Source organism: Candidatus Woesearchaeota archaeon B3_Woes (assembly GCA_005222965.1).
Classification (GTDB): Archaea; Nanobdellota; Nanobdellia; order Woesearchaeales; family B3-WOES; genus B3-WOES.
Genome location: NJBG01000001.1, coordinates 700,306 through 714,451, shown reverse-complemented (window position 1 = coordinate 714,451; position 14,146 = coordinate 700,306). Strand labels below are relative to the sequence as shown.

17 protein-coding genes and 1 tRNA gene are annotated in these 14,146 nt (G+C 31.2%); 2 read left to right on the top strand and 16 right to left on the bottom strand.

Features of this window, described 5'->3' with window-relative positions; translation table 11 throughout:
- Nucleotide 1: 1 nt before the first annotated feature.
- The 13 genes from CEE44_03845 to CEE44_03785 all read right to left on the bottom strand — a co-directional run bounded on the left by CEE44_03845 (nucleotide 2) and on the right by CEE44_03785 (nucleotide 8,995).
- A tRNA-Leu gene (locus tag CEE44_03845) sits at nucleotides 2-85 on the bottom strand.
- 13 nt (nucleotides 86-98) lie between these two features.
- The gene (locus CEE44_03840) at nucleotides 99-962 is read right to left on the bottom strand and encodes a DNA-directed RNA polymerase subunit D (GenBank protein TKJ17636.1); all 864 of its coding nucleotides are present in this window, start codon (nucleotides 960-962) and stop codon (nucleotides 99-101) included.
- Nucleotides 898-1,296, bottom strand: a complete 399-nt coding sequence (locus CEE44_03835; GenBank protein TKJ17635.1) for a 30S ribosomal protein S11 — start codon at nucleotides 1,294-1,296, stop codon at nucleotides 898-900. The genes CEE44_03840 and CEE44_03835 overlap by 65 nt, the downstream gene beginning before the upstream one ends.
- Nucleotides 1,283-1,999: a 30S ribosomal protein S4 gene (locus CEE44_03830; GenBank protein ID TKJ17634.1), complete on the bottom strand. Its 717-nt coding sequence runs from the start codon at nucleotides 1,997-1,999 to the stop codon at nucleotides 1,283-1,285. The genes CEE44_03835 and CEE44_03830 overlap by 14 nt, the downstream gene beginning before the upstream one ends.
- Before the next feature lie 7 nt (nucleotides 2,000-2,006).
- Complete coding sequence (locus tag CEE44_03825) at nucleotides 2,007-2,555, bottom strand: 30S ribosomal protein S13 (protein TKJ17633.1); 549 nt, start codon at nucleotides 2,553-2,555, stop codon at nucleotides 2,007-2,009.
- A 100-nt stretch (nucleotides 2,556-2,655) separates the two neighbouring features.
- Nucleotides 2,656-4,836: an elongation factor EF-2 gene (locus tag CEE44_03820; protein TKJ17632.1), complete on the bottom strand. Its 2,181-nt coding sequence runs from the start codon at nucleotides 4,834-4,836 to the stop codon at nucleotides 2,656-2,658.
- Nucleotides 4,837-4,847: 11 nt separating this feature from the next.
- The gene (locus CEE44_03815) at nucleotides 4,848-5,336 is read right to left on the bottom strand and encodes a nucleoside-diphosphate kinase (protein TKJ17631.1); all 489 of its coding nucleotides are present in this window, start codon (nucleotides 5,334-5,336) and stop codon (nucleotides 4,848-4,850) included.
- Nucleotides 5,337-5,338: 2 nt separating this feature from the next.
- Complete coding sequence (locus CEE44_03810) at nucleotides 5,339-5,515, bottom strand: 50S ribosomal protein L24e (protein TKJ17630.1); 177 nt, start codon at nucleotides 5,513-5,515, stop codon at nucleotides 5,339-5,341.
- A gap of 1 nt (nucleotide 5,516) precedes the next feature.
- Nucleotides 5,517-5,807 carry a 30S ribosomal protein S28e gene (locus CEE44_03805; protein TKJ17629.1) on the bottom strand — a complete coding sequence of 97 codons (291 nt, stop codon included), beginning with the start codon at nucleotides 5,805-5,807 and terminating at the stop codon, nucleotides 5,517-5,519.
- 1 nt (nucleotide 5,808) lies between these two features.
- On the bottom strand, nucleotides 5,809-6,153 hold the full coding sequence (rpl7ae, locus tag CEE44_03800) for a 50S ribosomal protein L7ae (GenBank protein ID TKJ17628.1): 345 nt from the start codon (nucleotides 6,151-6,153) through the stop codon (nucleotides 5,809-5,811).
- A gap of 128 nt (nucleotides 6,154-6,281) precedes the next feature.
- Complete coding sequence (locus tag CEE44_03795; GenBank protein ID TKJ17627.1) at nucleotides 6,282-6,734, bottom strand: hypothetical protein; 453 nt, start codon at nucleotides 6,732-6,734, stop codon at nucleotides 6,282-6,284.
- A 53-nt stretch (nucleotides 6,735-6,787) separates the two neighbouring features.
- Nucleotides 6,788-7,774 carry a hypothetical protein gene (locus CEE44_03790; GenBank protein ID TKJ17626.1) on the bottom strand — a complete coding sequence of 329 codons (987 nt, stop codon included), beginning with the start codon at nucleotides 7,772-7,774 and terminating at the stop codon, nucleotides 6,788-6,790.
- Nucleotides 7,775-8,995, bottom strand: a complete 1,221-nt coding sequence (locus CEE44_03785; protein ID TKJ17625.1) for a hypothetical protein — start codon at nucleotides 8,993-8,995, stop codon at nucleotides 7,775-7,777.
- Between the two features lie 633 nt (nucleotides 8,996-9,628).
- On the opposite strand from CEE44_03785, the gene CEE44_03780 reads away from it, so the two are divergent.
- The gene (locus CEE44_03780; protein TKJ17943.1) at nucleotides 9,629-10,141 is read left to right on the top strand and encodes a hypothetical protein; all 513 of its coding nucleotides are present in this window, start codon (nucleotides 9,629-9,631) and stop codon (nucleotides 10,139-10,141) included.
- Between the two features lie 35 nt (nucleotides 10,142-10,176).
- Nucleotides 10,177-11,553 (top strand): MBL fold hydrolase, encoded by a 1,377-nt coding sequence (locus CEE44_03775; protein ID TKJ17624.1) that lies wholly within the window; start codon nucleotides 10,177-10,179, stop codon nucleotides 11,551-11,553.
- 24 nt (nucleotides 11,554-11,577) lie between these two features.
- Here CEE44_03775 and CEE44_03770 read toward each other — a convergent pair whose 3' ends face one another.
- From CEE44_03770 to CEE44_03760, 3 genes are all read right to left on the bottom strand, one after another.
- Nucleotides 11,578-12,390, bottom strand: coding sequence for a hypothetical protein (locus CEE44_03770; GenBank protein TKJ17623.1), 813 nt, complete (start codon nucleotides 12,388-12,390; stop codon nucleotides 11,578-11,580).
- 127 nt (nucleotides 12,391-12,517) lie between these two features.
- A complete protein-coding gene (locus CEE44_03765) occupies nucleotides 12,518-13,732 on the bottom strand; it encodes a hypothetical protein (protein ID TKJ17622.1) in 1,215 nt (404 codons plus the stop codon).
- Nucleotides 13,733-14,143, bottom strand: coding sequence for a hypothetical protein (locus CEE44_03760; GenBank protein ID TKJ17621.1), 411 nt, complete (start codon nucleotides 14,141-14,143; stop codon nucleotides 13,733-13,735).
- Nucleotides 14,144-14,146 lie beyond the last annotated feature (3 nt).

Here is a 14,146-nt window from a genome sequence, read left to right as displayed (position 1 = left end):
ATGCGGGAGACGAGGTTTGAACTCGCGCACCCACTAAGGGACAAGGCCCTCAACCTTGCGCATTTGACCGCTCTGCCACTCCCGCAAAAAATTATGGATTAAGATTTTTTGAGGAGTTTTTCAAATTCGTCCAGGTCTTTGTTGTATTCATCTATTGCTGTCAGAATAGTTTCTTTACAACTTAATTGGCCCCAGCTTTCAACATTAAATATTATATCTGAACTTTTTTCAATGCCTATTGTGTTATTAGGATCTGCTACCTCAACACATTGATTACAAAAGTGACATTTCATTACATTGTCTTTGTTTATTGTCAGATTGTTGTTTTTAGCATCAAAAACATCTACTGGACAGTTTTGAGCTACTTCTTCGGCATTTTTAGGGTTTTTGTTTATTTTAACTTCTGGTCTAAATTTATAGTATGCAAAACCAGGAGAAAATTTAACATGATCTTGGCCTTGGCCTAAAATAGCTGTTGCGAGTAATTCAATTTTTTGATCTTTTAGTAATTTTACAATTGGTGTTTTTGGATATACTGGTTTTACTTTTGGATCTTTGCTTTTGATATCAGAAGCATATACAATTCCTGGACCTTCTGCTTTTAGTGTAAGTTTCAGAGTACATCTGTTGCATCCTTTTCCCTTACATTTGCATTTTTTATTTATATAATAACTTTTTATATCTGTTGTTAGTGGAATAAGTCCAAGACGGTGTGCGATTACTTCGTCGTATAAAACAGAGCTGTTGTCTTTTATTTCAACATCTTCTATTGCCATTGTTGGAACTTTTTCAACAGCATATCTTCTTAATAGGTTAGCAAAGGTTACATTAGTCTTTTTTAAAATAAAAGAATTTTTTTTTGCTTCTTGATTTTTTTCTAATAATTTTATTTCCATTTTAAACTCTTCTTCCTCTTTTACCTCCTTTTTTTCTGCATCCATCATGAGGTACAGGAGTAACATCTTCTATTATACCTATCTTAAGACCCATTCTTGATAAGGCCCTTATAGCTGCCTGAGCGCCAGGTCCTGGGTTGGAAGGTCCATTATGGCCTCCGGGTGCTCTTATTTTAACATGAATTCCTGAAATTCCTTTATCCATTGCTATTTCAGCTGCTCTTTTTGCAGCCATCATAGCGGCAGTAGGTGAACTTTCCATTCTGTCTGCTTTAACAACTTGACCACCTGATGTTCTGGCTATTGTTTCTGTTCCTGTTATATCTGTAATATGAATAATAGTATTATTATAACTAGAATAAATATGTACAATTCCCCATCTTATATTATTTGATCTCATTTTTTATCTTTTGGTTCGTCTTTTTTTGATTTTTTTTCTTTAATATGTTTTTCTTCTTTTTTGACTCTTTCTTTTCTTCTTTTACTTCTGTTTTCTCTTTTTTTGGTTTTGTTTCTTTCTTTATTTCTTTTTTCTCAGCTTTTGGTTTTTTTTCTTCCTTTTCTTCTGTTTTCTTTTTTGCTTTAAGTTCTTTAATAACCCTTTCAGGATGATCTGGACTTGAGAAAGCGCTTTTTGAAGCAAAGCTTATCTTTTTTTCTTCATCGATATTTATTAGATAAGAAGGGGATGTTATTCTCTGATCTCCTATGTTTATATGAGAGTGAATGATTAATTGTCTTGCTTGCTTCATTGTTTTTGCTAATCCTTTTCTATGAACAAGGGTTTGTAATCTTCTTTCCATAACATCTCTTATAGTTAGATTAAGTATATTTTCAAAACCTTGGTTTTGTTTTAATAAGCCTAATGTTTTTAGTTTTTTGATTAAATTTAATTTTTCTTTTTCAGCTTGTTTTGATACAAGTGTGACTAATTTTTTACTTTGGTTTGTAAAGTTTTTTATAAAAGAATCCATCTTCCATATTTCTTCTTTATTTTTCAATCCATATTCTTCTGCTAACTTTGTTTCCTCTTCTAATCTGGCCTTTTGCCATGGATGGCTAGGTGTTTTATACTTTTTCCTTGCTTTTCTTGGATCTCCCATTTTTTATTTATACTTTTCCGGACTTTCCTTTTTTCTTTTTTACACCAAGGCTGCCTTTTCCTTTATTTTTTCTAAAGTTTGATTTTGTTCTTTGGCCTCTGACAGGTAATCCTCTCATGTGCCTTACCCCCCTATAACATTTAATTTTTTTCATACGTTTTAGATCATTATCTTGAATAAAATCAACATCAGAAGTTAATATATGCTTGTCTTCTCCTGTCTCATAATCTTTTCTTCTGTTAAAAAGCCACTGAGGAATATTGAATTTTAGAGGATCTTTTAATAGTTCTTGTATTCTTTTAATAGTTTCATCATTTAGATATCCTGTTTGTTGGTTTGGATCTATTTTTAATGTTGAACAGACTGCATTAGCAAATTGAAAACCTACTCCTTTTATTTTTGTTAGAGCTCTTTCTATTTTGTGGTTTCCATTTAGATCTGTATTTGCAATTCTAACAAAATGTCGAAAATCATCTTGCGATTTTTGAGCATTCTCAGAAACTTTGTTTCCGACATGTTTGAAGTCTTTTTTATTTTCGTTTTTTTGTTCTACCATTTTAATATTGCCGAGAAATCACACTACCACCCTAAATGCGCGTGAACTCGGGCTTGTAAACAGAGGAAAAGGATTTGGTTTAAAAAGGTTGTGGTTTTATTTAAACACCAACCTGGGCGTCTGTTAATCCTTTTCTGTTTTTTATATTATTTATTATCTTTTCCTGAAGTTCTTCTGGAAGTTTTTCAAATGATTGATCAATTAATGAAGATGTTCCACGTCCGGATGTTGCTGATCTTAATTCAGAACTCCATCCGAACATCTCTCCAACAGGGAGTTTTGCTTTAGCTACTACTAAATCTCCTTCTTGGTCCATTTCTAATAACTGACCACGTTTATTTGCTATTAATTTTGATATATCTCCCATATTATCTGCTGGTCCTTCTATATGAAGAGTTTGTAAAGGTTCATATACGATTGGTCTTGCCTGCATCATAGCTCCTCTTATGCTTTCTCTAACAGCAGGATAGACTTGAGCAGGTCCTCTATGAATTGCGTCTTCGTGTAATTTCATATCCATAAGGCTTACTTTTACTTTTATACAAGGTTCACGAGCCAAAGGTCCTTTTTTCATAACATCTTCAAACATATCAAGAATCATTTCAATTACTTCTCCAATATGGACTTGACCGCGTGTTTGATCTAAGAATATATTACCATTAAAAAATCCTTTTACTTTAACTGCTATTTTTGAATCCATTCCACAGTTTACTAATACTTCTCTTATTGTATTATCTTTTTTCTTGAGTCTTTTATTATTAGGTAAGTCTCCTTTTTTCATTGCTTCATATATTGAATCATCTAGGGGTTCAACTTTAATATAGAATCTGTTGTGTTTATTTGGGCTTTTTCCTTCTGCTTCTGGACTTTCTTTTGTTATTGCTTCCCTATATACAACAATTGGAGGAGATGTTTTAACTTCTACTCCTTTTTCTGTTTTTATTCTATTTTCTATGATCTCTAGATGAAGTTCACCCATTCCATGTAAAAGGTTTTCCCCTGTTTCTTCGTTTATTTCAATTTGTATTGTAGGGTCTTCTTTTGCAACTGTTTTTAAGACTTCAACAAGCTTAGGTAAATCTGCAGGATTTTTTGCTTCTATAGATTTACTTATAACAGGATCAAATATATGAGTAATTTGTTCGAATGGGGTGGATTCCCCTATTGTTACTGTTTCTCCAACAGATGATTTTATTCCACTAATACCTATAATATTACCACACGGTATTTTTTCTACAATTTCACGTTTAGCACCATTCATAATAAATATTTGTTGAATTCTTCCTTCTTGTTTTAGTTTATTAAGATAAACTTCTGTACCTTTTGTTATAGTTCCAGCATACAATCTTCCTGTAGAAATTTCTCCTGCTTGAGGATCAACAACAATCTTTACAGTAGTGAAAAATAGGTTTCCGTTTGGATCACATTTTTTTAAAGCTTGTCCATCTTCGCTTTCGATGTCTCCATGCCATATTTTTTCTATCCTGTAGTTCTGAGCAGTAACAGGATCTGGTAAATGATTTATAACCATGTTAAGAATAACTTCATGTAGTGGTGCTTTTTTAGCCAATTCTTTGTATTTGTCTTCGCCTGCTTTATATGCATCTATAATATCTTTAAATGTGATATTTTTTTCCTTCATATAAGGTATGCTTAGAGCCCAATTATGGTAGGCAGAACCAAAAGCAACACTTCCGTTTTGGACTTCTGTTTGCCATTTTTTGCCATATCCTTCTTCTGCAATCTTATTTATTAATCTGTTAACATTATTGATTATGCCAATAAATCTTTCCTGCATTTGTTCAGGAGTTAGTTGCAGCTCTTTAATCAGTCTATCAACTTTATTTATGAATAAAACCGGTTTAACTCTTTCTTTTAGGGCTTGTCTTAGAACTGTTTCTGTTTGAGGCATGATTCCTTCTGATGCACAGCATAAAACAACAGCTCCATCAACTGCTCTCATGGCCCTTGTAACGTCTCCTCCAAAATCAACGTGACCAGGAGTATCCATTAGGTTTATTAGATAATCTTCTCCTTTAAATGTGTGAACCATAGAAACAGATGCTGTGTCAATTGTTATTCCTCTTTCCTGTTCATCGTCATGGAAATCCATTAGACATGCTTTTCCAGCTAATTCTTCTGACATCATACCAGCTCCTGCTAATAGATTATCAGAAAAGGTTGTTTTTCCATGATCAATATGAGCGCAAATAGCGATATTTCTAATATTTTTATAATTATTAGCAATCTTTACTACCCTGTCAACCATCTTTTCTGTCATTTTATTTTCCCCTATAGAACATGTACATCATGAACTGTTTTATAAGTGTGAAGTTCTTGTTTTTTGAACCATAAATTAATTTCATATTTAGCTTCTTTAGGATTTGCAGAAGCATGAATTAAATTTCCAACTTTCTTTTTGTGTTTGTTTGCATAATCTTTAGATATATGTGCAAAATCTCCTCTTATTGTTCCTGGTTGGGCTTCATTAGGATATGTGCTTCCTGTAATCTTTCTAACAGTAGAAACTGCATTTACTCCTTCGAGAACCATTGCAATAACCGGCCCTTCTCTTAAGTATTGTGACAGATTGTCAAATATCCTTTTATCGTATCTTTTTTTTATATCAAAATAATGTTTCTCAGCAAATTTTTCATCAACCCATTCCATTTTCATGCCGATTATTTTTAGTCCAGCATCTTCAAACCTTGTTATAATTTTACCAGCTAATGATCTTTGTATGCCATCTGGTTTGATTAATACTAATGTTTTTTCTATCATTTTTAAGCACCTTTTTCATAATGTTTTGTCCATTTAAAATTTCTGGCTGTTCTTTTTAATTTTAATTGGTTTTTTTCACATTTTCTAGAACAAAAATTAATTGTTTTACCAGTTTTAAAAACAAATAGTTTATTTGTTCCTGGTTTGATTTCCTTGCCGCAATAACCGCATGTTACCATTTTATTGACCTCTGTTTTGATTTAATCTTTGAGCTTCTATTTCGGTTTCTCTAAGCATTAATGTATCTCCTATTTTTACAGGTCCTTTTACGTTTCTTCTTAAAACTTTATTTTGGTCACGGCCTTCTAAGACTTTACACCTTACTTGGATGGCTTCTCCTCTTGTACCTGTTCTTCCTACAATCTCTTCAACGCTTGCAGGAACTGCTCTAGTAAAATGAACTGCAGAACTTTTCTTTGCGTCTACTGGTTTACCTTTTCTAGGTTTTTTGTCTTCTGTTTTGTTTTCCATTTTACTTCTTTAGCTTTTCATTAATTTCTTTGACTAATTTTGTAGCTTCTCCTTCTTCAGTTATAGCAACACTTACTGTTGAAACTCCGATTCCAGCAGCAGCTCCTAATTCTTCTTTGCTTGGAACAGGTGCACAACTAATTCCTTTTTCTTCACATAATAAAGGTATGTGCATTGTTATTTCAGGAGGATTAACATCTTTTGCATATGTAACAATTTTTGCTGTTCCTTTTTCTATTGCCTTTGTAACTTCGTTTGTTCCTTTTTTGATTTTTCCTGTAGATTTAGCTACTTCAATTGCCTCATAAATTTTATCTACTATTTCTTTTGAAATTTCATCTGCCATTTTTATTTGTCCCCCGAGGAATATACATAGAATATACCCTCATTCAGGCTTTGCCTTCATAAATCATAAGGTAACTGAAGGAATTATAAGTGGTTTAAAAAGCTTTCGATATAGGGTTTAGAAGTTTATTATGAAATTCGTTCATGAAGTCTTTCAACATCTCTTGGATGGTTTTCGATAAAAATATCACTTGCTCTTCCTTCTTTGACTGCGTTTTTTCTATTCCAAATTTCAAAATGATCGAGATTACCTATAAAATATACTCCTTTGTATAATTCAGCAAATTTTCTTAATTCTTTTGGAATTACTAATCTTTTGTATCCTCTAACTTCAATTCTATAGATTGTATCTGAAATATCTTTACCTCTTAATGTGACAATTTCTCCATTTTTTTCTTTTAAATCATCAGGATGTAATAGATATATATAAGGGAAAGCTCCTTCTTTTATAGGAAAGCCTAAAAAATGATCAGGTATTGTGCCTTCTCTTGATAGAATTTGATTTAATGTTTTAGAAGGGATGTGTACATGGCCATATACCATTGTAGAATTATGTGTTCCTGAATAAGTTGCTCTTTTCATTTTAAAGGGAATATTGTGTGGTTTTATAAAGGTTTATTTTTTATTATTGGATATTATTGTCTTCTAAATTCCATTTTTGCTTGAAGAAGTTCATCCACACTTAAATCCACTATTTGGATTATAGCATTAACTCTATCTTGATAGGAAGGATTCATTTTTTGGTCAGGAGAAATTTCAGGAGCTCCATCAAAGATGAAATTTGCTGCAAATAGATCTAAGTAAGCGCACTTGATTGTTGATTCAACATCTTGTGTTCCATTAAAGAATTCTTTTAATCTATTCCTTACTACAGAATATAAACGGTTTGTTGCATTGTTTCTCATATTATAGAAGGTTTTTTTCCTTGGCAAATCTAAATGAGAAAGAAAATAAAGAACGTTATGAATTGGATGTGCGACCCACGGAATTGAATAATCAACAGGTCTTATTTCTCCATCTTCACAGGATAAGAAGTTACTCATTTCAGGATCAAATCTTAAAAGAACTGGATCTACTTCTGCTTTAGTTAACATAGTTTCAATTTGTTCCTTTCTTTGAGGGCTAACTAATCTATCAGATGTTGTGAGAAGCCCTCTTACTGAAGCGAAGTAATCTCTATTGATTAAAGAACCATTATACTTTCTTGTTAAATTGGATGTCACTTGAGAAGAGATTTCTCTCAAATGTGATATTTCTTCAGGCGTTGCTTTTCTTAAATAAAAAGTTTCTTCGAGCATTAAAGAAATAAGTTTATCAAAATTTATTGTTTTGCTTTGTGTAAGAGCCACCTCTAAATTTATGCCTGAAAAATATTCCATAGATATTTCTCTTTCTTCTTCATTTACTGCTATTATTTTTGGTTTTTTAGAGAATCCTGTTGCTTCTACAGTTCTATTAAAATCAAATTCTGCTCCAAAAAATCTTTCTTTTCCAGGAAGATATCTTTTACGCAATATATTTCCTTCTGGAGTTTGAACTACTTCAATATCTGTTTTTAAGAGATGGTCAGCAATATCTGAATGATGGTCTGTTATTGTAGTTAGTGTATCCATTTTTTTCATTTAACAATGTTGAACAATTTCAGCCCACGCACCTTTAGCTATTTTAAGATCCTGAATATCTTGTCTTGATCTTGAGTCATATGCTAAAAGTATTGGTGCCATCTGGTCGAATTCTTTCCAGTTAAGTTGTCTATTTATTTCTGAACCAATTTCTTTTAATGGTTGTTCCATTGCTGCAATACGTTCTCTGTACTCCTGTTCATCTTGTGATGTTAATTGAATCAAAAAAGGAGCATATTTAATCCAGCCAATACATGCTTTACAGAACCGATCAATTGTTCCAGGAATTACTTCAATGGGTTCAATTTCTTCAGGATACTGTCTTTGAGTTATTTGCCAATATTTTTGAAAAGGATCATGAAATGTATACACAGGTATTTTCAAAATAGATAGATCTGGTATTTGCATCCCAAGGATTGCATCTTCTCCTCTTGCGCCATAAGGATTATAATATGGTGGAATTTTTCCACTACGAATTGATGAAGCATTGAGAGTTATATTTCCTCCACTTAAAGTACGAACTCCTTTTTTTTCTGGTATTTCATGATGACCATTTCTAAGAAAAACATCGTCACCATATATTATACTTTTCCTAATGTTGATAAATGTTTCTCTGTCTATAACTTCATTTCCAATTGAGAAGATTTCGCCAAGTGTTCTTCTTACTTCTTCCTCAAGACTATACTCAATATCTGATGGTATTGGTGAAAAGTATCCTGTATGTGCACCATTAGTAATATCTGCATCAGAGTTATGTTGAAGATGAGCACCAAAAACATCCTGTTCAACCCAGTCTAGCATGCCTCCATTTTGAAATGGAGCAACAAAATACTCATCATCATCAAGAAATAAAATATGTTCAACGCCTTTTAATAAAGCATCTAATATTGCTCTATTTTTTTGTGAACAATATCCTCTTGGTTCAAATAAAATACTAAATGCTTCATCTGTAACATCTGGAAGTGTTTTAACCCAGGAAAAATCAAGATAGCTTTCTGGACCTAGATATGTAACTGAGTCAAATTTTGAACTTGTTTCCTGCTCAATCCTAAAATCAGTAGGTTTAAGGTTGTAGAATGTAGGATCATATGAAATAATAAGATGAATTTCATAATTATCAAAATGATCAAACCTTTCTAAGTCTTCTGTTAGCATTGAAACTAGATCGTTAACAAATTTTCTTCCTGAATTAACTACTATTGCGATATTTTTTTCTGACATTTTTAAAATTCATTATAGAAAATAAAAATATTTTGTGAATTTTTAGTATCTATACTACTTAATTCTATAGTAGTAGTAAATATATAACCTTATCTGGTTATTTTTTTGTTAAAACGTAAATTTTATATAAGATGTATACAATATAACAAAATAATGGCCAATAGAAGTATAATAAAGAATGTTGAAAGGCTTATTTTAAGCAGATTAGAGTTAAACTCTAGAATGCCTTTTTCAAGGTTTGGAAAAAACATTAAAAAAAGCCAGCAACAGATAAGCTACACGGTAAATTCATTAAAAGAAAGGGGAATTATACAAAATTTCTACACTCTAATAGACTATTCAAAGCTGGATATTTTACACTTTAGAGTTTATTTTAAGGTAAGTTATTTAAACGAAAAAAAACTAGAAGAATTGATTGATTACTTAGTAAAAGAACCACATACTTCTTGGATAAATTCATGTGGTGGAAAGTATGATCTGATATGCACTTTTTTGGCTCAAAATCCATCTCAATTCAATAAAACTTTAAGAATGATAATGCAAAAATTTCCAGAACAGATTCAAAATTATACAGTATTAACAACTATTGTTATAAGAAATTTTGGGAGAAAATATTTTTTCAAAAATCCAGCGATGATTTCTCAGGTAATTGTGGGAGGAGATAGAAAACCAGAAATAGTAGATGATGTTGATATGCAACTCCTTAATGAATTGGCTGAAGATGCACGAAAGAACTCTGTTGATATTGGAAGAAAACTTGATCTTACACCTAAAACAATAATAAACAGGATAAGAAATTTACAACAAAGAAAAATTATAAGAAAGTTTAAGCCTCTGTTGAATTTAAGGGATGTTGGTTATTATTCAACTCTATTAACAATAAAATACCATAATATATCTTCTGAATTAGAGGATGAGTTAATTGATTATCTAAAAATACATCCTCATGTAGTTGGAGTTGTCAAAACCTTAGGAGAGTGGGATTTAGAGATAGAAATAGAGGCAAATAATGAGAGAGAATTAAGAAAGATAGAGATGAAGATAAGACAGGAATTTGCATTATTAATACAACAAATAGAAGGTATTCCTCTTTATCAAGCGTATAAAAAGAATTTCTTTCCAAGATTTTTAATAGAAGATAAGTAGAAAGATATATATAATATTATTTATTATAGAGGATTATGGAAATAAGACTTTTTGGAGCAGCTAAAACAGTTACTGGTTCTTGTTATAGTTTAATTACAAAGAAAGATAAAATTCTTATTGATTGTGGAATGTTTCAAGGTCCTAAGAAAATGACAAAACTAAATTATGATGATTTTGGTTTTATCCCAAAAGAATACGGGGCTTTGCTTTTAACTCATGCTCATTTAGACCATTGTGGCAGGATTCCTAAACTAGTCAAACATGGGTTTAAGGGTAAAATTTATTCAACTCCTGCTACAAAAGATTTAGCTTTTATTGTGATGATGGATTCTGCTAATATTGCCTTGCATGATACTGAACATGAAAACAGAAGAAGAGCAAGAGATGGATTACCACCTAGAGAACCAATCTATACTGAGCAAGATGTAAAAAAAGCTATGACTTTGTTTAAATTAGTAGAATATGATAAACCTATTAAGATTAATGAGAGTGTAACTGCAAAATTTTATGATGCTGGTCATATACTTGGTGCGTCTTTTATTCAATTAGAAGCAGAAGAAAAAACTATTGTGTTTTCAGGAGATTTAGGGCATATTGATAGTCCTATTGTTAGAAATCCTGAAGTTATTAAAAAAGCAGATTATTTATTTATTGAGTCAACATATGGAGACAGACTTCACTCTCCTATTAAAGAGAGAAAAAATAAATTTTTAGAAGTTATTAGAGATACTCATCAAAGAGGAGGCAAACTTATGATACCTTCTTTTGCAATTGAGAGAGCCCAGGAATTATTGTATAATCTAAATGAGTTTGTTGAAAAGAAACTTATGCCTCCTATGAATGTTTTTATAGATTCTCCTATGGCAATAAAGACAACAGAAGTTTTTAAAAAACACCCTGAGTGTTATGATGAGGAGTTAAAGGCTCTTTTAAAAAGTGGAGACAATCCATTTACTTTTCCTGGTTTGGTTTATTCAAAAACAGTAGATGATTCAAAAAAGATTAATACTATTAAAAAAACATGTATAATTATTGCTGGTTCTGGTATGTGTACAGGAGGCAGAATAAAACATCATATAAAAAATAATATTGAGGATTCTAAAAGCACATTATTGTTTGTTGGTTATCAAGTAGAAGGAACTTTGGGTTATTGGATTAAAAAAGGGGAAAAGAGTGTAAGATTGTTAGGAACAGAATTAATGGTAAAATCAAAAATTGAATCTATTGATAGTTTTTCAGGACATGCTGATTATAATGGCTTACTTAATTGGCTAAACCATTTTTCACCTAAACCAAAAAAGGTTTTTGTTGTTCATGGTGATGAGGAAAGTACTATTTCTTTTTCTAAAAAAGTTCAGAAGATGGGAATGAAAACCCATATTCCTAGTATGGGCGAGAAGATTGTTTTATAAAAATAGAATTATTTGTTTATAAAACTATTCACTTAATGAATTGGTATCAAGTCTTCTACCACCAGTACAATTTGCTAATAATCTTTCATAAGCTTGATGTGTGTTATAATTGAATTGGACATCTGTTTGGTCTCCTTGTATTACTTTTTTGAATATATCCTTAATTTCATTAAAAAAACTAATGCTTTCAATATAATTTACAATTGCTATATCAGTACATAATTCTTCTCCACAAACAAATATATAAGAACCAATTCCCTTAAAAGAAGGTGAAGTATAACTAAAGTGTTTACTAGATTCTCTATCTTTCCAATCATAGTGTATAGGGGTATCACAAAACCCACATAAAGATATAACACCCCTTTTTTCCTCCACAATAGTTCTTTCATTAGTGAATATACTTCTTCTATTTTCTGGTCTTGTTGTAGGTAAGTCTTTTGGTGGTACACAAGCTAATGTAGAACGACCTCTCTCATCATTATATTGGTGCTCAATGCGGCATCCAAGATTCTTCTCATCCTGAACTCCATGTAATTGATAGATTGGAATTGGTGATACACCATGCTCAGCTCTATGATTAACCAGTGCTTGATTATAATTAGTTACGGCATTATCTAAATGAGTGATAATGTTTCTATCATAGGTATCTTGTAACCAATCAAATTTCCTAAATTTAGAACCATTTTTTGAAAATAATCTCCTTTCAAATAATTGTTTTAACCTTGTGGTATGTGCTTGAGCCTTACGTACTTTTTCCCATTCAGGTGTTTGCGCAATTCTGTGTTTTAATTCAGCTAGATCTTCTAAGTTTTTTTTTGGTTTATCTGATTGAGTCATTTTTTACACTCTTATTTTATTGATTATATATTTGATATATGTTTAAATTATCTTAAAATATAGTTATTTGGTGGTATTTAAATCTTTTGGTTTTGTTACTACTTATAAAAGGTTATTATTAAAGATATTAAAGAATAAAATATAGTATTACAGGTAAAAGTAAACAACCCATTGCGTTGCTTCTTTTAATTCCGATTAACGGCGCTATTAATCCAACTGCAGTTGATACAATTAGAATTAATAATCCTATAAATTGTCCAAATATAAAAGATATCATTGCAATAAAAAGAATTATAGATATACAAAGGATTTTGTAATTTACTTTTACAATATATTTTGCAAAAACTTTGGATATTTTTAATGCCAAAAAAGCAGCAATTGCTCCTGAAATTAATGCAACAGCTAATAATGTTATTAGTTGGAATATATCAATTGATTCTATAATTTCTAAAACAGCTACAACTGCTCCGTTTCTTGCTTTTTGTAGAGTGTACAAAGTTACTAGGCTAAAAACAAAGTTTACTGTGTTAATACCTCCTATTAAAATCATAAAAGCATAATTTCCTATTTCGCCAACTAATTGCATTCCAATTATGGCTGCTTGTGCAGATCCTAATCCAGGAAATAATCCTGTTAAGCTTCCTGAAAAAACAGCTGCTGAAATTGCTTTTATCTTATTTTTTTTAGAAACATCTATTGTTTCTGATACACTTTGTTTTGGAATTTTAACTTTTTGATTTAGGGAAAGAAGCAATGCGCTTGTTCCAAATAATCCTGATAATAAAGGAAATAAGGGTTGTTTTAAATTAGGCATGTTTAAAGTTATTAAACCCAAAATTCCTGATAATAAAAATAATACTAATGCCCATAATTTGTGATTTATTGTGTTTTCTTTGATTATCGTCATATAGAAGACAACAAAAATTAAGATATAACCCATATGTGGTTGAATAAATTCATAAATGATTGGAATTATTGGTATCATAAAAGGGATAATGGATAAAACAATTATCAAAGATAACAAAGAACCAATAACAGTTAGTCTAACAGCTTCATAGCCTTTTCCTTCTAGTAAAAGTTTATGTCCTGGCAAAACGCTTAGGGCCATGTCTGCATCTGGTGCTCCTAGAAATACTGAAGGAATTGAGTCTAGAAAAGTATGTGTTACTGCCATTGCAATTATAAATACAGATATAACTAATGGGTTGGTTATTTGAAGAAAATAAGCAGACATGCTTAATAGTAAAAGGCTTATTAGGTTAACATGAATACCAGGTATTAGGCCTGTGAATACACCACATAGAATTCCTAGAATTGTTGCTAAGATGATGTATATGAACATTTATTTTGATTTTCTTTGTTGATGTTTTACTAGTTGTTTTATCTCATCTAGATCTTTTTGCATCTTTTCTACTTCCCTTTCTGCTTTTCTGTTTACAGCATAGTCCCTTTCAGCTTGATGACGATCTCTTTCAGCAGATCTGTTTTGGGCCATCAAGATGATTGGTGCTTGATAGGTTGCTAAACACGATAAACATAAATTAAGAAGGATAAATGGGTAGGGATCCCAATGCCATATAAAAAAACCAGCTACATTTAACATCATCCAAGTGGCTAGAAAAGCTGATAAGAATATTAGAAATCCCCAACTTCCACCAACTTTTGATATTTTATCTGATAATCTCTGACCAAATGTAAGTTTTGTTTTTGGAACTGGCTCTCTATGAAGTAACACTATACACCTCTTTTTTATTTA